General features: G+C 54.5%; 18 protein-coding genes and 6 tRNA genes. 15 read left to right on the top strand and 9 right to left on the bottom strand.

Annotated elements, in window-relative coordinates; genetic code table 11:
- The first annotated feature begins 81 nt into the window (after positions 1-81).
- From ACR8BF_RS05800 to ypdK, 3 genes are all read left to right on the top strand, one after another.
- The gene (locus ACR8BF_RS05800) at positions 82-1,680 is read left to right on the top strand and encodes an MFS transporter (RefSeq protein ID WP_292991927.1); all 1,599 of its coding nucleotides are present in this window, start codon (positions 82-84) and stop codon (positions 1,678-1,680) included.
- Positions 1,681-1,682: 2 nt separating this feature from the next.
- On the top strand, positions 1,683-2,711 hold the full coding sequence (locus ACR8BF_RS05795; RefSeq protein WP_434745686.1) for an HlyD family secretion protein: 1,029 nt from the start codon (positions 1,683-1,685) through the stop codon (positions 2,709-2,711).
- A gap of 203 nt (positions 2,712-2,914) precedes the next feature.
- Positions 2,915-2,989 (top strand): membrane protein YpdK, encoded by a 75-nt coding sequence (gene ypdK / locus ACR8BF_RS05790; RefSeq protein WP_099257831.1) that lies wholly within the window; start codon positions 2,915-2,917, stop codon positions 2,987-2,989.
- Between the two features lie 51 nt (positions 2,990-3,040).
- Here ypdK and alaC read toward each other — a convergent pair whose 3' ends face one another.
- Together alaC and ACR8BF_RS05780 are read right to left on the bottom strand one after the other, a co-directional pair.
- On the bottom strand, positions 3,041-4,273 hold the full coding sequence (alaC, locus tag ACR8BF_RS05785) for an alanine transaminase (RefSeq protein ID WP_179895130.1): 1,233 nt from the start codon (positions 4,271-4,273) through the stop codon (positions 3,041-3,043).
- Positions 4,274-4,390: 117 nt separating this feature from the next.
- On the bottom strand, positions 4,391-4,915 hold the full coding sequence (locus ACR8BF_RS05780) for a GNAT family N-acetyltransferase (protein WP_314984753.1): 525 nt from the start codon (positions 4,913-4,915) through the stop codon (positions 4,391-4,393).
- 278 nt (positions 4,916-5,193) lie between these two features.
- On the opposite strand from ACR8BF_RS05780, the gene ACR8BF_RS05775 reads away from it, so the two are divergent.
- Positions 5,194-6,864, top strand: a complete 1,671-nt coding sequence (locus tag ACR8BF_RS05775) for a sensor histidine kinase (RefSeq protein ID WP_218928081.1) — start codon at positions 5,194-5,196, stop codon at positions 6,862-6,864.
- On the top strand, positions 6,861-7,589 hold the full coding sequence (locus tag ACR8BF_RS05770) for a LytR/AlgR family response regulator transcription factor (protein WP_292991921.1): 729 nt from the start codon (positions 6,861-6,863) through the stop codon (positions 7,587-7,589). Before ACR8BF_RS05775 ends, ACR8BF_RS05770 begins: the two co-directional genes overlap by 4 nt.
- A gap of 168 nt (positions 7,590-7,757) precedes the next feature.
- Here ACR8BF_RS05770 and glk read toward each other — a convergent pair whose 3' ends face one another.
- Positions 7,758-8,723 (bottom strand): glucokinase, encoded by a 966-nt coding sequence (gene glk, locus ACR8BF_RS05765; RefSeq protein WP_434745685.1) that lies wholly within the window; start codon positions 8,721-8,723, stop codon positions 7,758-7,760.
- Positions 8,724-8,883: 160 nt separating this feature from the next.
- Positions 8,884-10,536, bottom strand: coding sequence for an indolepyruvate decarboxylase (gene ipdC / locus ACR8BF_RS05760; RefSeq protein WP_314984680.1), 1,653 nt, complete (start codon positions 10,534-10,536; stop codon positions 8,884-8,886).
- Between the two features lie 219 nt (positions 10,537-10,755).
- Here ipdC and mgrA point away from each other — a divergent pair, with 219 nt between their 5' ends.
- Positions 10,756-11,745, top strand: coding sequence for an L-glyceraldehyde 3-phosphate reductase (gene mgrA, locus ACR8BF_RS05755; RefSeq protein WP_434745684.1), 990 nt, complete (start codon positions 10,756-10,758; stop codon positions 11,743-11,745).
- Between the two features lie 171 nt (positions 11,746-11,916).
- Complete coding sequence (locus ACR8BF_RS05750; protein WP_292991910.1) at positions 11,917-12,336, top strand: DUF2502 domain-containing protein; 420 nt, start codon at positions 11,917-11,919, stop codon at positions 12,334-12,336.
- A gap of 46 nt (positions 12,337-12,382) precedes the next feature.
- Here the strand turns inward: ACR8BF_RS05750 and ACR8BF_RS05745 are convergent, their stop codons facing one another.
- Positions 12,383-13,624, bottom strand: coding sequence for an Nramp family divalent metal transporter (locus tag ACR8BF_RS05745; RefSeq protein WP_179895123.1), 1,242 nt, complete (start codon positions 13,622-13,624; stop codon positions 12,383-12,385).
- A 369-nt stretch (positions 13,625-13,993) separates the two neighbouring features.
- On the opposite strand from ACR8BF_RS05745, the gene ACR8BF_RS05740 reads away from it, so the two are divergent.
- Positions 13,994-15,184 carry a NupC/NupG family nucleoside CNT transporter gene (locus ACR8BF_RS05740; RefSeq protein ID WP_179895122.1) on the top strand — a complete coding sequence of 397 codons (1,191 nt, stop codon included), beginning with the start codon at positions 13,994-13,996 and terminating at the stop codon, positions 15,182-15,184.
- A gap of 318 nt (positions 15,185-15,502) precedes the next feature.
- On the opposite strand, the gene ACR8BF_RS05735 is transcribed toward ACR8BF_RS05740, so the two are convergent.
- A tRNA-Ala gene (locus tag ACR8BF_RS05735) sits at positions 15,503-15,578 on the bottom strand.
- 44 nt (positions 15,579-15,622) lie between these two features.
- Positions 15,623-15,698, bottom strand: a tRNA-Ala gene (locus ACR8BF_RS05730).
- A gap of 360 nt (positions 15,699-16,058) precedes the next feature.
- On the opposite strand from ACR8BF_RS05730, the gene ACR8BF_RS05725 reads away from it, so the two are divergent.
- Entirely contained in the window at positions 16,059-16,847 is a 789-nt protein-coding gene (locus ACR8BF_RS05725) for a formate/nitrite transporter family protein (RefSeq protein WP_179895121.1), read from the top strand.
- 111 nt (positions 16,848-16,958) lie between these two features.
- Positions 16,959-17,312, top strand: a complete 354-nt coding sequence (locus ACR8BF_RS05720; RefSeq protein ID WP_179895120.1) for a YfeC-like transcriptional regulator — start codon at positions 16,959-16,961, stop codon at positions 17,310-17,312.
- A 36-nt stretch (positions 17,313-17,348) separates the two neighbouring features.
- Here the strand turns inward: ACR8BF_RS05720 and gltX are convergent, their stop codons facing one another.
- On the bottom strand, positions 17,349-18,764 hold the full coding sequence (gene gltX / locus ACR8BF_RS05715) for a glutamate--tRNA ligase (protein WP_434745683.1): 1,416 nt from the start codon (positions 18,762-18,764) through the stop codon (positions 17,349-17,351).
- 271 nt (positions 18,765-19,035) lie between these two features.
- Here gltX and ACR8BF_RS05710 point away from each other — a divergent pair.
- The 5 genes from ACR8BF_RS05710 (at position 19,036) to ACR8BF_RS05690 (ending at position 19,913) form a co-directional block, all read left to right on the top strand.
- Positions 19,036-19,111 (top strand) — tRNA-Val (locus tag ACR8BF_RS05710).
- Positions 19,112-19,152: 41 nt separating this feature from the next.
- Positions 19,153-19,228, top strand: a tRNA-Val gene (locus ACR8BF_RS05705).
- Positions 19,229-19,264: 36 nt separating this feature from the next.
- Positions 19,265-19,340: transfer RNA gene (locus tag ACR8BF_RS05700), tRNA-Val, on the top strand.
- Positions 19,341-19,344: 4 nt separating this feature from the next.
- A tRNA-Lys gene (locus ACR8BF_RS05695) sits at positions 19,345-19,420 on the top strand.
- A gap of 151 nt (positions 19,421-19,571) precedes the next feature.
- Positions 19,572-19,913, top strand: coding sequence for a FlxA-like family protein (locus tag ACR8BF_RS05690; RefSeq protein ID WP_179897007.1), 342 nt, complete (start codon positions 19,572-19,574; stop codon positions 19,911-19,913).
- Here ACR8BF_RS05690 and ACR8BF_RS05685 read toward each other — a convergent pair.
- Entirely contained in the window at positions 19,910-20,830 is a 921-nt protein-coding gene (locus ACR8BF_RS05685) for a LysR family transcriptional regulator (protein WP_179895118.1), read from the bottom strand. The genes ACR8BF_RS05690 and ACR8BF_RS05685 overlap by 4 nt on opposite strands.
- Positions 20,831-20,921 lie beyond the last annotated feature (91 nt).

Below are 20,921 nucleotides of genomic sequence, written 5' to 3'. Positions count from 1 at the left end.
GCAATACAGCATACCGGGATGTAATATTACACCCTGTATCACATCGCAGTACACTGCATCATAATAACGAGATCGCCTGCCATGAACGCTAAGCCAGCCGCCGCGCCGGCCCCTCATCCTTTTACACTGCGACTGGCCCTCGGCCTGGTCGGCGTCCTCATCGCTGCGCTGACCTCCGGGCTGAACGACCGCGTCAGTGATATCGCGCTGGCCGATATTCGTGCCGCGATCGGCATCGGTTTTGATCAGGGTAGCTGGATTATCTCCGGTTATCAGGCAGCAGAAGTGGCCGCCATGATGATCGCGCCCTGGTTTGCCGTCACCCTGTCGCTGCGGCGTTTTACGCTCGGCGTGTCGGCGGGATTTATGCTGACCGGCATTCTGCTGCCACTGGTGCCGGATCCGACGCTGTTTATCAGCCTGCGCGTGCTGCAGGGCCTGTTTGGTGGCGCACTGCCGCCGATGCTGATGACCGTCGCCCTGCGCTTTCTGCCGCCGCCCTTTAAGTTGTTTGGCCTGGCAGGCTATGCCCTGACCGCGACATTTGGCCCCAATATGGCAGCCTCGCTGGCCTCGTTGTGGACCGACCATGTCAGCTGGATGATGGTGTTCTGGCAGGTCGTGCCCGGCATGCTGATTGCGATGGTGCTGATCAGCTGGGGGATACCACAGGATCCACTGCGTCCGGAACGCTTTCAGCAGATCGATCTGTTCGGCATGGTGACCGGTTGCAGTGCTGTCGCGCTGCTGGTTCTGGTCCTGACCCAGGGTGAGCGCCTCGACTGGCTGAACTCGCCACTGATTGCCGGTATGCTGCTCGCCGCATTGCCGCTGATGCTGGTTTTTCTGATCAACGAGTGGTTCCACCCGCTGCCGCTTTTTAAATTGCAGATGCTCCGACGGCCTAATCTGGCACACGGTCTGCTGGGACTGGCCTGCGTGCTTATTCTGGGGCTTTCAGGCTCCGCGCTGCCGTCGGCCTATTTTGCTCAGGTCAGTGGCTTTCGCACTCTTGAGTTTGCCCCGCTGGCACTGACCGTAGGCCTGCCGCAACTGCTTATTGCCCCACTGGTTGCGGCCCTGTTGAATATCCGCTGGATCGATTGCCGCTGGATGCTGACGGCGGGTGTCGGCCTGCTGGTGATCGCCTGTCTTATGGGCACGCAGATCACAAGTGACTGGGCCCGGCAGAATTTCTGGTTGTTGCAGGTCCTGCAGGCGTTCGGACAACCGATGATCATTTTGCCGATACTGATGAGCGCCACCAGCGTTGTGGCCCCACCAGAAGGCCCGTTTGCCTCGGCGATGTTTAATACGGTACGCGGTTTCTCCAGCATCGCCGCCTCCACACTGGTTGAGGTTTTCCTCTCTCATCGTGAGCAGTTTCACTCCAGTGTCCTGATTAATCAGGCCGCCAGTCGCAGCGGGCTGATGACCGCGCCGACGGTCAGTCAGGCCAGCCCCAGTCTGCCGCTTTTGCCGGATGGCAGCATCAGCACCAGCGATAATCTCAGTGGATTCGCCACGCTGGTCCGGCATCAGGCCACGGTGTTGAGCCTGAGCGACAGCTGGCTGATGTTGACCAGCTTTGCCGCCTGCCTGTTATTGCTTACCGCCATCCTGCCAAAACGGGTCTGGCCGCCTCAAACTTTGATTCAAAACCCTTCCCGGAATAACTGAATATGCGTACTTTCGAAATGAGAAGAACCCTGCTGCTGAGTCTGCTGCTGCTGGTGTTACTGGGCATCGCCTTTTTAGTCTGGTCGCTGATGACCGGCAACGATCATCGCACCAACGACGCTTACGTTAATGCGGATTACACCGTCGTGGCGCCAAAAGTCTCAGGCTATATCAGCAATGTGCAGGTGCAGGATAATCAGCAGGTCAAAGCGGGCCAGCTGCTGGTAACGCTGGATAATCGTGACTACCGTGTGGCACTGGAGAGTGCCGAAGCTGACCTGCAGGTGAGTCAGGCAAAACTGCTAAGCAGTCAGGCTCAACTGGAGCAACAGCAGTCGGTGATTGATCAGCAGAAAGCCAGCGTTGCGGCCAGCCAGGCTTCCGCACAGTATGCCGGTCAAAGCGCCGATCGCTATAACCGACTCTATAAAAGCGGTACCGTGGCAGCCGACGATCAGCAAAAGGCCAGCTCAAACCAGCGCTCAGCGCTGGCAGCCGTGCATCAGAGTCAGGCCGCGCTGGCGTCAGCAATGAAACAGGTCGGCGTATTACAGGCTGCGGTGCGTTCAGCGGAAGCCGACGTCGCCGCGGCTAAAGCCAGCGTCGATCAGGCCAGGCTCAATCTCTCCTATACGCGGATTACGGCTCCGGTGGACGGCATGGTGGGTCAGCGCTCGGCGCGGACCGGCGCGTACGTATCAGCCGGAACCCGTCTTCTGGCGGTGGTGCCGCTGCAGCAAACCTACATTACCGCTAACTATCTTGAGACGCAGTTAAGCGATGTGCGTCCGGGCCAGCGAGTACGAATCAGTGTCGATGCCCTGCCGGGCGAGACTTTTACCGGCCATGTAGACAGCATCGCACCCGCCACCGGCGCAACTTTTTCGGCGATCGCTCCCGATAACGCTACAGGCAACTACACTAAAGTCGTCCAACGTCTGCCGGTGAAGATTGTGCTGGATGGTGACCAACAGCATCTGGCTCAGTTACGTGTCGGCATGTCGGCGATCCCTGAAATCCAGGTACCCTAAAATTGTGAGCAATATCTCAGAACGGACCTATTTCATTTGGGCGGGATTACGCGTAAATTAGCGCCTGATCCTGTTCTGAGAGTTATTCAGATCGACCCGGAAGAGAGCAGACCATGCGTGAAATGGCGATCTCTTTTCCACATCTGTTCGCGTTGCACTGGTTTGGGATCGCCATCATCGTAACCGCTCAGAGGAGTTGCTTTGTGAAATATGCCTTGATGGGAATATCTTTTTTCGCGTTACTTTGGTTCGGAACCTTTGTTCTGTTGCTGAAGTAATGGCGTGACAGTGCCGCCACGGGGCGACCATTGCGTCGCCCCTGCTGGTTGTCAGCTCTCTTCTTCTGTTTTCATGCTGCCCGGCAATACGCCATCGGCACGAAACATCGCTTTAATTCCCCGTACCGCCTGACGAATACGATCGCTGTTTTCAATCAGCGCAAATCGCACGTGCGTGTCGCCATAGTCACCAAACCCGATGCCGGGTGAGACACAGACTTTCGCCTCCTGCAGCATGTGTTTGGCAAACTCCAGCGACCCCAGATGCGCATAATGGTCAGGAATTTTTGCCCAGACGTACATCGAGGCTTTCGGGTTATCTACCATCCACCCCGCTTCATGCAATCCTTTGACCAGCACATCACGGCGACGTTTGTACTGCTCTGCGATGTCGCGCACGCACTGTTGATCCCCTTCCAGCGCCGCAATCGCTGCCACCTGCAGCGGCGTAAAAGTGCCGTAGTCATGGTAACTTTTGATTCGCGCCAGCGCGGCGACCAGCTCTTTGTTGCCCACCATGAAACCGATGCGCCAGCCCGCCATGTTGTAGCTTTTTGACAGGGTAAAGAATTCGACGGCAACATCCCGTGCACCCGGTACCTGCATGATCGATGGCGCTTTCCAGCCGTCGTAAACGATGTCGGCATAGGCCAGATCGTGGATAACCAGCACGTTGTATTGCTTCGCCAGCGCAATTACTCGCTCAAAAAAGTCGAGCTCCACACACTGTGCGGTCGGGTTGGACGGGAAGCCGAGGATCATCATTTTTGGTTTGGGGTAGCTTTCGCGGATAGCACGTTCCAGCTCATTGAAGAAGTCGACACCCGCCACCAGCGGTACAGAGCGCACCTGCGCACCCGCAATCACCGCACCGTAGATGTGAATCGGATAGCTGGGATTGGGTACCAGCACGGTATCCCCGTGATCCAGCGTCGCCAGCATCAGGTGCGCGAGCCCCTCTTTGGAACCGATGGTAACAATCGCCTCAGATTCGGGATCGATCTCCACCTGATAGCGATCGGCATACCAGCGCGAGATCGCCCTGCGCAGACGCGGAATGCCGCGCGAGGTGGAATAACCGTGGGTATCGTCACGCTGCGCAACCTGGCATAACTTTTCGACGATGTGCGGCGGGGTCGGGCCATCAGGATTGCCCATTGAAAAGTCGATGATATCTTCGCCGCGCCGACGCGCAGCCATCTTCAGTTCAGCGGTGATGTTGAAAACGTAAGGGGGTAAGCGTTCAATACGCGAGAAACGACGGGGTGTGCTGTTATCAGCCATGATGTCCTCTGGATTACGTAAGCGCCCGGACCGTCCGAGCGACGCGGGTCACTGCGGTGACCCGTTACGAACATAACGTGGCAAGGATCATTTTGTCGAGGATGGCGGAAAGTTTTTTTATTTTTGCGGATTCAGCCGTCCCAGCAGCCAATCGTTCACCCAGCGACCATTCAGCAGATAATTATCCCGCAGCGTGCCCTCCAGCTGAAAGCCGTTTTTCTCCAGAATACGGCGTGACGCCCAGTTACCTTCAACCACCATCGCCTTGAGTTTATGGAAATCGGCTTCAAGCAAAAACTGGCATAGCGCCGCCAGCGCTTCGCTGCCATAGCCCTGACCGCAGTGGCGATGCAGCAGCATATAACCCACTTCCGCCTGACGGTGAGGCTCCCATTCGGGGCTACAGCCAAACAGCCCAATGGGTTCACCGCTGTCACGCCGTCGCGCCACCAGGCAGAGCATGTGGAAACTGCCCGGCTGCCAGGGTGCCAGACGCGTGGTGAAGCGCTGGCGGATATCCGCTTCATCGGGGATTTCGCTAACCCAGGTCATGGTGTCGGAATCTTCATGGACAGCACGAAACAGTTGCCAGTCCTCTGGCTGTAATTTACTCAGGGTTAATCTGGCGGTGACAAGTTGCATCTGCGGCTCCCGATGGGCGCGGTTTTCCAGCGACAGCTGGCGCGCGTCATCGCGCAACATAGCAAAACGGCATCGCAGCGACCAGTCCTGGCAGGCTGAAAAACTGTTCCCCTTTATTGCACTCAGGCTTTCCTCTTTTTACAGACTGGCCTTAAAAATTGATCTGAAACACGAACCCCCGGCATGATTGATCGGGGCGCTAGCGGTTCGCGATCACATTTTTTATCATAGCGGCACTTTCCATTGCCGACGAGTCGCCTGTGTCCTCCCACTTCACGATGTTACTGGCAGTATTTGACCGCGCCGCCCTGATGTTGATCTGCCTGTTCTTCCTGACGCGCACCCGTCCGTTTCGTCAGCTGCTGCAAAAAGATGAACACACACGCGCTGAAAAAGTGGCGGTGACGGCTATCTTTTCCCTGTTTGCGCTGTTCAGTACCTGGTCGGGCGTCAATGTCGACGGCTCGCTGCTGAATGTACGGGTGATCGCTGTCATGGCAGGCGGCATTCTGTTTGGTCCCTGGGTCGGTATCGCTACCGGTATCATCGCGGGTCTGCATCGCTTTATGATCGATATTCACGGCGTGACCTCCGTACCCTGTCTGATTACCAGCATCATTGCCGGTGTCGTTTCGGGCGGCATCAATCGCCGGGTGCTGAAAGAGCATCGCTGGCGCGCCGGTATCGTCGGCGGCATGCTGTGTGAAGCGCTGACGATGTTGCTGATTGTCCTGTGGGCGCGCCCGACTTCACTCGGGCTGGCGATTGTGTCAGAGATTGCCCTGCCGATGATCCTCGGCGCGTCCAGCATTGGCATCATTGTGTTACTGGTACAAAGCGTCGAGGGAGAAAAAGAGGCCATTGCTGCCCGTCAGGCCAAACTGGCGCTGGAAATAGCCAACAAAACCCTGCCACTGTTTCGTCAGGTGAACAGCGACTCGCTTCGCAACATCTGTGACATTATCCGGCGGGAGATCAAAGCCGATGCCGTGGCGATGACAGATAAAAAACAGATTCTGGCCTACGTCGGCTATGGCGAACACAACTATAAGCATGGGGATGATGGCATCAGCCCCACCACCGCCCAGTCGATCACAAGCGGTAAAATTATCATTAAGAACAACGATGAAGCACACCGCACCAAAGATATCCATTCGATGCTCGTCATCCCGCTATGGGAAAAAGGCAACGTTACCGGCACGCTGAAAATCTACTATCGCCGCGCACATCGTATTACAGGCTCGCTGAAGGAGATGGCGATCGGCCTGTCACAAATCATCTCAACCCAGCTCGAAGTGTCGCGCGCTGAGCAGCTGCGTGAGATGGCCAATAAAGCGGAACTCCGTGCGCTGCAAAGTAAAATAAATCCGCATTTCCTGTTCAACGCGCTGAATGCTATCTCCTCTTCTATCCGGCTCAATCCCGATACTGCCCGCCAGCTGGTGATCAACCTGTCACGCTACCTGCGCTATAACCTTGAACTGAATGACGATGAGCTGATCGACATCCGCAAAGAGCTGTGGCAGGTGAAAGATTACATCGCTATTGAGCAGGCGCGGTTTGGCGATAAGCTGACAATGATTTATGACGTCGATGAAGATCTCCATTTTCTGTTGCCGAGTCTGCTGATCCAGCCTCTGGTAGAGAACGCCATTGTGCATGGCATCCAGCCCTGTAAAGGCAAAGGCGTGGTAACGCTGAGCGTGCGGGATCTGGGCGACCAGGTGCGGATCTCAGTGCGGGATACCGGTCAGGGCATCAGTGACGAAGTGATGGAGCGGGTGGCGCGCAACGAGATGCCGGGTAATAAAATCGGCCTGCTCAATGTGCATCATCGGGTAAAGCTCCTGTCGGGTCAGGGACTGAACATCGTGCGGCGTCAGCCGGGCACCGAGATTTCCTTTACGCTGAGTAAAAATGGTCAGCGCCTGGCGGAGAATCTGTTATGAAAGCCATTATTGTTGAAGATGAATTTCTGGCGCAGCAGGAGCTGAGCTGGATGATTCAGCATCATAGCAACATCAGGATTGAAGCCTGCTTTGACGATGGTCTGGATGTGCTGAAGTATCTGCAACAGCATCGGGTTGATGTGATTTTCCTCGACATCAACATTCCCTCGCTGGATGGCATGCTGCTGGCACAGAATATTCATCAATTTGCTCACAAACCCCTGATTGTCTTTATTACCGCGTGGAAAGAGCATGCGGTGGAGGCGTTTGAGCTGGAGGCGTTTGACTACATTCTCAAGCCCTATCAGGAGTCGCGGATTGTCACCATGCTGAACAAGCTGGAAGCCACTGCGCAGGCACAGCAGGCGGTGAGTCAACTCAGTGCCACGCCTGCGCCGCAGACGGTCAATCTGATTAAAGATGAGCGCATTATCGTCACTGACGTGAATGATATTTACTACGTTGAGGCGCATGAGAAGCTGACGTTTGTGTATACCCGGCGCGAGTCCTATGTGATGTCGATGAATATTACCGAGTTCTGTTCACGTCTGCCGGAACAGCAGTTCTTCCGCTGCCACCGCTCTTACTGCGTCAGCCTCAGCAAGATTCGCGAAATCGAGCCGTGGTTTAACAACACCTATCTGCTAAAGCTGCGCGATCTGGAGTTTCAGGTGCCCGTCAGCCGCAGTAAGGTAAAGCAGTTCAGACAGCTGATGCGCCTGTAGCTTCACACGGTTACGGATCGATTCAGGTAAGGGAACGGGTTTAAGATAAATAGCCGTGGAAACAGCTTGAGACGTGAGGAGTGATTTCCCGATCCTGACCCACAGAACCAGTCAGGTCGGGAAAATCGTTCGCACACACAATGGCCGTACGTGCGAGGTAATACAGAATCAGATTTCGCGACCCAGCGTCTGGCGCAGATGTGCGCCCGCGCCCAGCAGGCCTGGCTGATCGTGCGTAATCATATAGACCGGGATGCTGGCAACATAGTCACGGAAGCGGCCTTTATCTTCGAACGCAGCACGGAAGCCCGACGACTTAAAGAACTCCAGGAAGCGTGGCACGATGCCACCCGCAATATAGACACCACCAAAGGTGCCCAGATTCAGCGCCAGATTGCCGCCAAAACGGCCCATGATCACGCAGAACATCGCCAGCGCACGACGGCAGTCAGTGCAGCTGTCATCCAGTGCACGCTGGCTGACATCTTTCGGCTTTAGATTCTCCGGCACGCGATTATCGACTTTCACAATGGCACGATAGAGGTTAACCAGACCCGCTCCTGACAGCACACGTTCGGCTGAAACATGGCCCAGCTCTTCGCGCAGTACTTCCAGGATCTGATCTTCTTCTTCGCTGTTAGCCGCGAAATCGACATGACCGCCCTCGCCCGGCAGGCTGACCCAGCGCTTGTCCACATGCACCAGATGGCTGACGCCTAAGCCAGTGCCGGCCCCATAAATGGCGATGGGTTTATCTTTGACCGGCTCTGAGCCGCCAAACTGAATCACGTTTTCGGCAGTCAGCATCGGGATCGCCATGGATACCGCGGTGAAGTCGTTAATGATTTCCAGGTGTTCAAAACCGATGTTCTCTTTGAGCTGGCGTGTTGAAAAGGCCCAGTCATGGTTGGTCATTTCAACCCAGTCATCGGTAATCGGGCAGGCGATAGCAATACAGCCATCTTTAACGTCCTGCTGTTGTTCATCAAGATAGTGGCGGATGACGGCTTCGAGGCTGTCGTATTCTGATGTTGAGAATGTTTTGGCCTGGGTGATGCTGCCGCTTTCCACCTCACACAGGGCGAGGCGCGCGTTAGTACCGCCGACATCGCCGACCAAGGCATAGGTTGTCATTCTTCTGTTGCTCCGCTTGGGGTCTTAAGAGTTGGTGGACACTATAAATTTCTGCCCATAAAACAACAACGCTCACCGGTGCGATTGGTGAGCGTCTTACTCAGTTGTGCTACAGCCTAACCGTGTTAGTCCACCCTGCACAGCGGCAACTATCTGAATCTTAGCCGCCGTTGCGCTGATTCAGGCAGGCGGTGACTTTTCGTAGCAGTGGCGGCAAATCATCTTTTGGCATAACCACCTCAACCAGCGACAGCCATTGAGGCGCTGAAAGTCGCGCCATTACCTCGTCTAACTGCACGGTTTCACTGATACGCCAGCTCTGCGCCTGGCCCTGAAGGCTAAGAGCGTGCGGTAAAGCCGTCCAGTTCCACGGGGCAATATCATTGTAACGTTGTGTTGCGCCATGAATGGCCCGTTCGACGGTATAGCCTTCATTATTCAGCAAAAAGATTATCAGCCGCTGCCGATCGCGCAGCATTGAACCCAGTTCCTGAATGGTCAGTTGCGCCGAGCCGTCTCCGATGATCAGGATAACCCGGCGCTCAGGGTCGGCAGTCTGCGCGCCAAATGCTGCCGGAAGAGTATAGCCGATTGATCCCCATAATGGCTGCACCACCAGCTGTGCCTGCGAGGGCAGTCGCAACGCGGCGGCACCAAAAGCCGCCGTCCCCTGTTCGGCCAGAATCAGATCGCCAGGTTGCAGGAATGTCTGCATCGCCTGCCAGAAGGCGTTCTGGCTGATTACCGCCGTGGGTTCTGCTGGCGGCGCGGCCGGAATCGCGGCGGCAGGCCGCCACTGATGGCCATAGCGTTCAAACAGCGGCTGCAGTTCACTGAGCGCATCCGCCATCGACAACGGAGCAAAGTTTTCACCGCCTGCGCTGGCACTGAAGGGCTGCAGATCAATCAGTTGTTCTGGCTTAAACTGCTGCGTGAAGCCTGCGGTAATCGTGTCGGTGAAACGCACTCCGACGCAGATTGCCACATCCACCTGCTCAATCTGTTCACATACCCGCCCTGCGCTGGCCTCACCGGCATAGGTACCAACATAGCCCGGTTGCTGCTCATCCAGTACCCCTTTGCCCATCAACAGACTGGCGCAGGGAATGGCGCTCTGTTCGCGCAGCGCGGCAAGCGCAGGCTGCTGCTGCCAGCGTAACGCCAGAAAATCTGCCAGCAATGAAACGCGCTGTGCGGGTGCCAGTAAGCGTTCTGCCGCGGCCCTGAAAGCGCGGCGCGCCTCAGCCGAAGAGGGCTGATTACTGTTCAGAGGCTGCGCAGGTGGCTGCACTTCTATAGTCGCCACGTCGACGGCCAGCGAGAGATAACCGGGACGACGGGCCTGCAGCGCACTCCTGATCACCCGATCAATCTCAGCCGTGGCATTGTCGGCAGTAAGCTGTGCGGTTGCGGCACTGACTTCTGCGGCCATGCGAATAAAATGCTGGAAATCGCCATCGCCCAGCGAGTGATGCACGCAGTCACCCTGCAACTGCGCCTGCGACGCGGGTGCGCCGATGATGTGAATCACCGGCAGATACTCGGCATAACTGCCCGCAGTGCCATTAATCGCGCTGAGCTCGCCAACGCCGAAGGTGGTTAATAAGGCCCCCGCACCGTTACAGCGCGCATAACCGTCCGCCGCATAAGCTGCATTGAGTTCATTAGCGCAGCCAACCCAGGCGATTTCCGGATGGTCGATGACCCGATCAAGAAACTGCAGGTTATAGTCGCCCGGCACGCCAAACAGATGCTTTACACCCATCTCCTGCAGACGGGTCAGCAGGTAATCTCCGACAGTAAACGTGGACATTGCGCATTCCTTTCAGGGAAGAGTCGGGTTAAGTATCTGACAGCGGATGAAATTAGCGAGGAAAGCGGCAATTTATGCCAGCCGCAATACCTGGAAAGTCGACGTTACGCTGGCGGATTATTCTGTAAAAACGCGAACTGCTGTGCGCTGTCACTGAGTGTAACCGTATACACTGATAGACTTTTGGCACATATCCCCGTTTTTACTCAGGAGCGCTGAATGTCCTCTTTTCCCAATCCCGATCGCTATCAACAGATGGAATATCGTCGCAGTGGCCGCAGCGGCATCAAACTACCCGCCATTTCGCTGGGACTTTGGCACAACTTTGGCGACAGCACCCGGGTTGATAACAGCCGTGAGCTGCTGCGTCATGCGTTTGATCTCGGCATCACCCATTTCGACTTAGCGAATAACTACGGACCGCCTCCTGGTTCAGCGGAAGAGAATTTCGGTCGTATTCTGCGTGAAGATTTTCGGGCCTATCGTGATGAGCTGATTATCTCCACCAAAGCAGGCTATACCATGTGGCAGGGGCCTTATGGGGATTGGGGTTCGCGTAAGTATCTGGTCGCCAGCCTGGATCAGAGCCTGAAGCGTATGGGACTGGAGTATGTGGATATTTTCTATCATCACCGTCCCGATCCTGAGACACCGCTGGAAGAGACGATGCGCGCGCTGGATCATGTCGTGCGCCAGGGTAAAGCGCTTTATGTGGCCCTTTCTAACTATCCGGCCGACCTTGCTGCCCAGGCGATCGCTATCCTGCGCGATCTCGGTACACCGTGCCTGATTCACCAGCCACGCTATTCGATGTTTGAACGTACGCCGGAACAGGGATTGATTCAGACGCTGGGCGATGCAGGCGTCGGCTGTATCGCTTTCTCTCCGCTGGCAGGCGGCGTACTTACCGATCGCTATCTGCAGGGCATCCCGGAAGATTCGCGTGCAGCCAGCGGCAGCAAGTTCCTCAGTGAAAGTCAGCTGACCGAAGAGAAGATGGAGAAGGTTCGCAGGCTGAATATTATTGCACAGCAGCGCGAACAGAAGCTGGCGCAAATGGCGCTGGCGTGGGTGTTGCGCGATGATAGTGTCACCTCGGTGCTGATTGGTGCCAGTAAAACGGCCCAGATTGATGACGCAGTGGCAATGCTTGCCCATCGTCAGTTCAGCGACACCGAATTAGCGGCCATTGACGCGGCTCTGATGTAAGGGTTCACCGCCCGGCGCAGGTCGGGCGTTTTTTTCGCCAGAATAGTCTCAATCCCCTTTCTCTCCCCAATTTCCTCACAATCTTCCGACACAATGATGCGGTAACAACAGTAATACGCAGGCATAATCACTGCGCCGCAACAGCATCTGTCTGTTGATGAGGAGAATATAATGAAAAGAGCTCTAATTTTTGCTGCCCTGCTGGCTCTGTTTTCGCCGCTGGCATATCACACAGCTGAGGCCTCCAGTGCCTCTATTTCTCTGGCCCCTGGCGTCACCCTGAATCTGGGCGATCGCGATAATCGTGGATATTACTGGGATGGCGGTCGCTGGCGTGAACCGCGCTGGTGGAATGATCGCTATTCATACAATGAACGCCGTTGGTGGCGACACGAAGAGTGGCGTCGTCAGCAGCAGTGGGAGCGTGAACGCCGCTGGCAGGAGCGCGACCGCGAGCGCCGCTGGGATCATCAGTATCGCCGCGATCGTGACTGGGATCATCATGACCGCCGTGGTCCGGGTCCTGGCCCGCGTGGTTTTGGGCCTCACGGACCCGGTGGACCCGGTCCTCATGGCCACGATCGTCACTAATAAAAAACGCCCGGCTGTGCCGGGCGTTTTTTATTTCCAGGAATCCTTACAGCCCCAGCGCTTCACCCACCAGCAGATAAAGATTCAACGCAATCACCACCAGCACGATCAGTCGCCCGGTGTTCTGCATCAGGCGTGAGTTAACCATATCATCGCCCATCAGCTCGCGGTTGCCGGTAAAGGAGAGCAATGGAATCAGCGCCAGCGCGATACCGAAGCTCAGCAGCACCTGACTCATCACCAGCACCTTTGTTGGGTCCCAGCCTGCCCAGATAACCACAAAGGAGGGCAGCATGGTGACAGTACGACGCACCCAGAGCGGAATATGGAAACGGATAAAGCCCTGCATCACCACCTGCCCCGCCAGCGTACCGACCACCGTTGAGGATAATCCAGCAGCCACCAGGCTCAGACCAAACACCGTCGCCGCAGCCTGACCTAACAGCGGTTGCAGCGTCAGATAGGCCTGATCGAGCTCAGCAATTTTACTGTGGCCGCTGAAGTGAAAGGCGGCTGCCGCGGTCGCCATCATCGCCAGGTTAACGAATCCGGCGATGGTCATCGCGATCGCGACATCCAGTTTGGTTGAGGAGTAACGCTGACTTTTGCTGTCCTCACTTTTGCCCTGCGTCAACGCAGAGTGCAGATAAATCACGTGCGGCATAATGGTTGCCCCCAGCACACCGGCTGCCAAAAACACGGCATCCGACGTCGGTAACGCGGGCAATGCCATGCCGACGACCAATTCTTTAACATTGGGCTGGGAAAAGAAGAGTTCGACGATATAGGCCGCAGCGACAAATAGCAGCAGTCCGCCAATCACCCGCTCCAGCGGCTTTTGTCCGCGGCTCTGTAACATCAGTATCAGGAACGTGGCGATACCGGTCAGCACCGCGCCCTGCATCAGTGAAATGCCGAGCAGCAGTTTGAACCCCAGTGCGGCACCGATAAACTCCGCCAGGTCGGTGGCCATCGCGATAATTTCCGCCTGCACCCAATAAAACCAGACGGCGGGCCGGGGGAAACGATCGCGAATGTGTTCGGCGAGGTTTTTGCCGGTGGCGATACCCAGCTTGGCGGACATCAGCTGAATCAGCATGGCCATGATATTGGCCCATACCACCACCCACAGCAATTTGTAGCCGTAAGCCGCGCCAGCCTGAATGTTGGTCGCAAAGTTGCCCGGATCGATATAGCCGATAGCGGCGATAAAGGCGGGGCCCAGCAGCGCGAGTTTGACTTTTCTGACTCCGCGAGCAGCGCGCTCGGCGGTACGACTTTCAAACATATCCGGTACCCTGTCTGAACATTTGCCTGCCCCGGGAGCTTAGGGGTTAGCATGTGCAAGTGAAATTCGTTTATTGTTATCGGTGTAATAGATGCTGCTATAAAGTATAGCCATTGCTATACATTACAGTAAAGGAAGTGATTGCTAAAAATGTGAGCAACAGTGTCACTTTACGCTCAGTGTAAAATTCAGACAATAATTATGTGGTTATCTGGAGTGAAGAATTTGTAAACAGGACGTGATCTCTGGAACTTTTCTGGAAAATATAGCGATAGCGAATACTTATATTGTGGTTCAGATCTCGTTTTTAAGTAACGCGTTACATAGAATACGCAACAAAATACAACCCTCCTCAAATTTGGAGCAACCATGTCCCATATTTTGCAATTTCTTTTAGCACTGGTGGTGGTCGGGATACTCTCCTTACTGGTCAGTCACGATCGTAAAAGCATTCGCATTCGCTACGTTATACAGCTACTGGTGATTGAAATTGTGCTCGCCTGGTTTTTCCTGAACTCTGAAGCGGGACTGGGTTTCGTCAAAGGATTCGCAGGGTTCTTTGACCATTTGCTGAAGTATGCGGCCCAGGGAACCAACTTTGTCTTTGGCAATATGAGCGATAAAGGCCTGGCCTTCTTCTTCCTTAACGTGTTATGCCCAATCGTCTTTATCTCTGCACTGATCGGTATTCTGCAGCATTTCCGTATCCTGCCATGGGTTATCCGCGGTATCGGTACTGTTCTGTCGAAAGTGAATGGCATGGGAAAACTGGAATCTTTCAACGCGGTGAGTTCTCTGATTCTGGGACAGTCAGAAAACTTCATCGCCTATAAAGATATCCTGGGCAAAATGTCACAGCGTCGCATGTACACCATGGCTGCCACGGCGATGTCGACCGTTTCGATGTCTATCGTCGGTGCCTATATGACCATGCTGCAGCCAAAGTATGTGGTTGCTGCGCTGGTACTCAACATGTTCAGCACATTTATTGTACTGTCGCTGATCAACCCTTACCGCGTTGAGAACGAAGAAGATCTGCAGTTACAGGATCTGCATAAAGGTCAGAGCTTCTTCGAGATGCTGGGCGAATATATCCTGGCCGGTTTCCGCGTCGCGATCATTGTTGCTGCCATGCTGATTGGTTTTATCGCGCTGATTTCAGGTCTGAATGCACTGTTTGATCTGATCTTCGGCATCAGCTTCCAGGGCGTTCTCGGCTTTGTCTTCTATCCGTTTGCCTGGGTGATGGGTGTGCCCGCTGGTGAAGCGTTGCAGGTCGGCAGTATCATGGCGACCAAGCTGGTTTCGAATGAGTTTGTGGCCATGATGGATCTGCAGAAAATTGCGGGGCAGTTGTCGCCACATTCAGAAGGTATTCTGTCAGTGTTCCTGGTGTCGTTCGCTAACTTCTCCTCAATCGGCATCGTAGCCGGTGCAATTAAAGGCCTGAACGAAGAACAGGGCAACGTCGTTTCCCGCTTTGGCCTCAAACTGCTGTACGGCTCTACACTGGTCAGCGTGCTCTCCGCCGCTATTGCCGGTCTGGTTCTGGCGTTCTGAATATCGTTCTGAACCTCAAAGGGCGAGCATGGCTCGCCCTTTTCATTTTGCGCTATCCCTGCTCTGCTTCCCGCTGATTCGCCCTCTCCGCTTCGCCACTTCCATGACGAACCATTCTGCATTCAATCCACGCATAAAAGGCAGCATAGCGTCTGGTCAGGGACGCTGGGGGCATCATAGAAGATCGATTACGGTAAATAAGGCATTAAACGTGTAGAGCAACGTGGCGGGAATGGCAAAGCCATAGCACTAAGATTCGCAGAAAGAGGCGAATGCATGGTCAATCGGAAAGAATTTTGACAACGACGTGTCAGAAAATGGTGGAGATAAGCGGGATCGAACCGCTGACCTCTTGCATGCCATGCAAGCGCTCTCCCAGCTGAGCTATACCCCCACATCTGGAATTGTTTTTCAGTGCCAAACGTCTGGGAAGAAGTTTGGTGGAGCTAAGCGGGATCGAACCGCTGACCTCCTGCATGCCATGCAGGCGCTCTCCCAGCTGAGCTATAGCCCCGAACCGAAAAACTGTCGCGTTAAGCGACGGACGGCATAATATGAAACCGCCTCCGGGGTGTCAACGGCAAAATGACATTCTCTGTTTGATCGCTGAAAAAGGCGGCAACCTGCGCAGTTTCAGCAGCATGCTGCAGGTAAAAACGGTGTCTGGTCAGGCAGGACCGTTTTTTTACTGTTATAGAGACTGCCATCAGGTTAAAGCACGGTTAAATATGTTATAGGAATTTTCTTGTCTTCGCCTTTTTCGCATGCAAAACTTAGCCCGCTAATTTAGTGGCCGCCAGGACCCTCTCCCGCGCGCCACGCGTCCACCAGGCGTAATCGTCCCCATTAATCATAAAAAAACTATTGAGATACTATGTCGCTGCATACACCTAAAGAAATCGCACAACTGGCGATCCAGTCAGGCGTGGCTAAAAGCCGTTCGCCTGTGAGCATCCTCTTGATTCTCGGCTTTATGGCGGGCGCATTTATTGCGACCGGCTTCCTGCTGGATCTTCATGTTATTAACTCCCTGCCCGCTGAATGGGGCTCTTTTAGTGGCCTGTTAGGTGCCGCCGTCTTCCCGGTGGGTATCATCATGACCGTGCTGGCGGGTGGCGAGTTACTGACCGGCAATATGATGACGTTACCCGTGGCCTGGTTCGCCCGTCGCATCAGTTTTATGAGCGTAGCGCGTAACTGGTTTTGGGTGACCCTGGCAAACTTCGTGGGCAGCGTAGCTGTCGCGTGGTTCTTCGGTCACATGCTGGGTATGACCGAAGGCGATTACCTGAAAAAGACCGTGGCTATCGCCTCTGCAAAAGTCCATGCCGATTTCCTGCACGCCTTTATTTCCGGCGTTGGCTGTAACTGGCTGGTTTGTCTGGCGGTCTGGCTGGCATTTGCCAGTAAAGATATGGTCGGTAAGATCTTCGGTATGTGGTTCCCGGTGATGGCGTTTGTTGCTATCGGCTTCCAGCACGTCGTCGCCAACATGTTTATTATCCCGGCCGCCATTTTTGCCGGTCAGATGAGCTGGGCAGAATACTTCCCTAACTTCGTTGCCGTCTTCTTAGGTAATGCCGTCGGTGGTGCCGTCTTCGTAGGTCTGGCCTATTTCCTGGCCTACCGTCCTGCCGCTGAACCCGCCAGCAATCCGCAGTAATCCTGTTTTGCCTTTTGTCATCAGACAAAAGGCAATTTCAGCCTCAGTTACTTTTCACCGTTACGTTTTCCTGTAAGATGTACCGCTAATGTATTTAACAGGGATAGCATCGTGAAAAAGGAATGGCTTACCCCCGAAGAACTGGCTGCAGAAACGGGTTACAGTCGGCAAACGGTGAATAAATGGATCAAGCGGGAGAACTGGACAACCACGCCAAAGCCCGGTGTACAGGGCGGTAAGGCGCGTCTGATTCATATTGATGAGCGCGTAAAAAGCTTTATTCAGTCGACCCGCAATCTCAACGAACCCGCTGCAACTTATGGTGCAGTAGCGAATTCGTTACCTGCGTTATTGATAAGTTCCATCCAGCAAATGAGTCAGGCTGAACAGGATCAGTTCACTGCATTAATTTTACGCGAAGGGATTAAAGGCGTGCTGGAGCGGCTGGGAATCGGTGAAGCGTAAAGAAACCGGAAGCGTGACGCTTCCGGTTGGAGTTTATTAAGCCTGTGCTTCACGCTCACTGATGAAGGCCAGAGCCTGCTCAATACGCGCAACGCTGCGGCTGCGGCCAATCGCTTCTACGGTGACATCCAGACCCGGAGACTGACCGGCACCGGTCACGGCCACACGCAATGGCATGCCCACTTTGCCCATTCCGACTTCCAGCTCATCTGCGGTGCTCTGAATAGCCTGATGTACGTTTTCAGCAGTCCATTCAGCGATCGCGGCCAGCTTATCGCGCACCACTTCCAGCGGCTGACGCGCCACAGGACGAAGATGTTTCTTCGCCGCGTCTGCATCAAACTCAGCAAAGTCTTCATAGAAGTAGCGGCAGGATGCAGCCATCTCTTTCAGCGTTTTGCAGCGCTCGCCCAGCAGCCCGACCAGCTTCGCCAGTTCAGGCCCGGTGCGGGTATCAATTTTCTGCTCTTCAATATGCCACTGCAAATGTGTCGCCACATATTCTGGCGGCAGCGTATTGATATAGTGATGGTTCAGCCACTGCAATTTCTCAGTATTGAACGCACTGGCAGATTTACTGACAGCATCCAGCGTAAACAGCTCAGCCATTTCAGCGACGCTGAAAATTTCCTGATCACCATGTGACCAGCCCAGACGAACCAGGTAGTTAAGCAGCGCTTCAGGCAGGTAGCCATCATCCCGATACTGCATTACGCCTACCGCGCCATGACGCTTGGAGAGCTTTTTGCCATCATCACCCAGAATCATTGAGACGTGGGCATAGACCGGCACCTCCGCGCCAATCGCTTTGAGGATGTTGATCTGACGAGGCGTGTTGTTGATATGGTCTTCACCGCGAATAACGTGGGTGATGCCCATATCCCAGTCATCTACGACGACGCAGAAGTTGTAAGTTGGCGACCCATCCGTGCGGCGGATGATCAGATCATCCAGTTCCTGGTTGCTGAACTCGATCGGGCCACGGATCTGGTCGTCAAAAATGACCGAACCTTCCTGCGGATTACGGAAACGCACGACACACGGCTCATCATCAGCATGATGTTCATGGCTGTCACGGCAGCGGCCGTCATAACGTGGCTTTTCGTTGTTCGCCATCTGCTCTTCACGCAGGGCTTCCAGACGTTCTTTAGAGCAGTAGCATTTATAGGCAGTGCCCGCTTCCAGCATGTCATCAATGACCGCGTTATAGCGATCAAAACGTTTAGTCTGGTAATAAGGGCCTTCGTTCCAGTCGAGGCTGAGCCAGTTCATGCCATCCATGATGGCTTCGATAGCTTCCGGTGTGGAGCGCTCCAGATCGGTATCTTCAATGCGCAGCACGAACTCGCCCTGGTTGTGACGGGCAAAGAGCCATGAGTAAAGTGCAGTACGGGCGCCACCGACATGTAAATAGCCGGTCGGGCTGGGCGCGAAGCGTGTTTTGATTTTCATTGAGTATTGCCTTAGATGCGCGGGTTCTCTGTCTGGATGACAAAAAACAGGTTAGTCGCGAAAAACAGTGGGCACATTCTAGCATCTGATGGTGAATCCTCAATGCATGCCCGGCGGTTGCCGTCCGGGAAAAGCGGCTTTTCTGCCAGTAAAACCAGCGTATTGGCTAAAAGCGCGACAGGATGTTTAAAAATAAACCGAACGCACATTTATGTTTTAAAAAGCGTTGACTCAAAATCAACTATCCCTATAATGCGACTCCACACAGCGGGGGTGATTAGCTCAGTTGGTAGAGCATCTCCCTTACAAGGAGGGGGTCGGCGGTTCGAACCCGTCATCACCCACCACTCTTAACAGCGTGGCCCGCAGTGAACAGGTATGAAGATATGGGTGATTAGCTCAGTTGGTAGAGCATCTCCCTTACAAGGAGGGGGTCGGCGGTTCGAACCCGTCATCACCCACCATATCCAGCCTGTTATAGTAGTACTGAAGTACGAAGTGGGTGATTAGCTCAGTTGGTAGAGCATCTCCCTTACAAGGAGGGGGTCGGCGGTTCGAACCCGTCATCACCCACCACTTCGGGTCGTTAGCTCAGTTGGTAGAGCAGTTGACTTTTAATCAATTGGTCGCAGGTTCGAATCCTGCACGACCCACCAATTCAGAAAAAAGCGCCTTTTGGGCGCTTTTTTCGTTTCTGCTGCGCAGATTTAATGCCTCCCCCTCTTTTACACAATCTTAACCATTTCTGCTCTCAAGTCGTTTCGCAGCGTGCCGATAACGTATGTGACCACTTACAGGGAGAAAATGATGTCTTCAATTACTGGAATTTTAAGCAGTGCAGTCAGTGGCGGTGATAGCGGCGGCGGCAGTGTGGCCTCGCAGGTTGCTGCGCTGAATAAACAGATTCAGAATGTCTTAACGCAGGTCAAAGAGCTGGCCGACAATAAAGAACTGACTGACGAACAGAAGTCTGAGATGCAGCAGATGTATCAGTCACAAATTACCATGCTGCAGGCGCAGATTGCTCAGCTGGAACAGAAGCAAGCCGAGCAGGATCAGCCACAAAGTGACAGCGCATCTGTCAGTGAAAACAAAGCGGACGGTATTAACCGCCCAACTGATACCAATAAAGTCGACGTCTATATCTAAAACGCGGGTCTGGCCTCACGTTGTTGCGCCAGCAGCGCCGCCTGCTGGCGCACTTCCTGCCATATTGCTTCGGCAGCCGGCGTCAGTGAGCGGTTTTTGCGTTTGATCAGCGTCAGGCTCCGATTAATTTCCGGATAAAGACGCCGCACTGTGAGGGCACGATCCGCCGGTAATGGTAAGGCCAGCGCAGGCAAAATACTAATGCCAATCCCTACCTGTACCATCGGAAACAGCGTAGCGGGATGGCCAATCTCCTGCACCACTTCAGCCCTGATATTCTGCTGCTGCATCGCCGCATCAATCAATACCCGGCTGCCAGACGCGTAATCCTGCAACACCATGGTGCGACCATCCAGCATCGACCATTCTGCTCTTTCCACCTGCGCCAGCGGATCATCATCGCGGCACAACAGCAGGAAAGGCTCATCCAGAATCGCGATGCTGTCAAAATCGCTGTCGCTGAGCGGCCCAATCACAATCCCGAAGTCGACTTCGGCGTTACGCACACTTTGCAGTACCCACTGCTGGGCGCGATCGTGCAGTATCACTTTAATATCGGGATAATGGTGCTGGCTGGCAGCCAGACATTGCGGCATAAGATGGGCGGAAATGGTCTGGCTGGCTGCTACTCTGACGGTGCCACTGCGCTGCTCACCGAAACTGCGGATATCCAGCAGCGTCGTATGAATCTCTTCCAGAAGGCGCTCCATGCGTGACGCCAGCTGTTTACCTGCCTCGGTCAGCATCACCTCACGCGTTGTTCGATCCAGCAACCGGACGCCGGTTTCCGCTTCCAGCTCTTTTATACTGTGGCTGACTGCCGACTGGCTCAGACCTATCGCCTGCCCCGCCTGACTGAAACCACCGTAGTGGGCAACTGCAATAAAAGTCCGTAGCTGACGCAGCGTGTAATTCATCGATTTAACTCATAGATTAATTCAATAAATCAATTTTATTTCTAAAACCATTTATCGCACAATCGCGCTATTGAAAAATTTACCGGATTTT

It is taken from the genome of Candidatus Pantoea rara, assembly GCF_051136265.1.
GTDB classification, from domain to species: domain Bacteria; phylum Pseudomonadota; class Gammaproteobacteria; order Enterobacterales; family Enterobacteriaceae; genus Pantoea; species Pantoea rara.
Note: the sequence above shows the minus strand (reverse complement) of the source record. Positions and strands in the feature narration are given on the sequence as shown.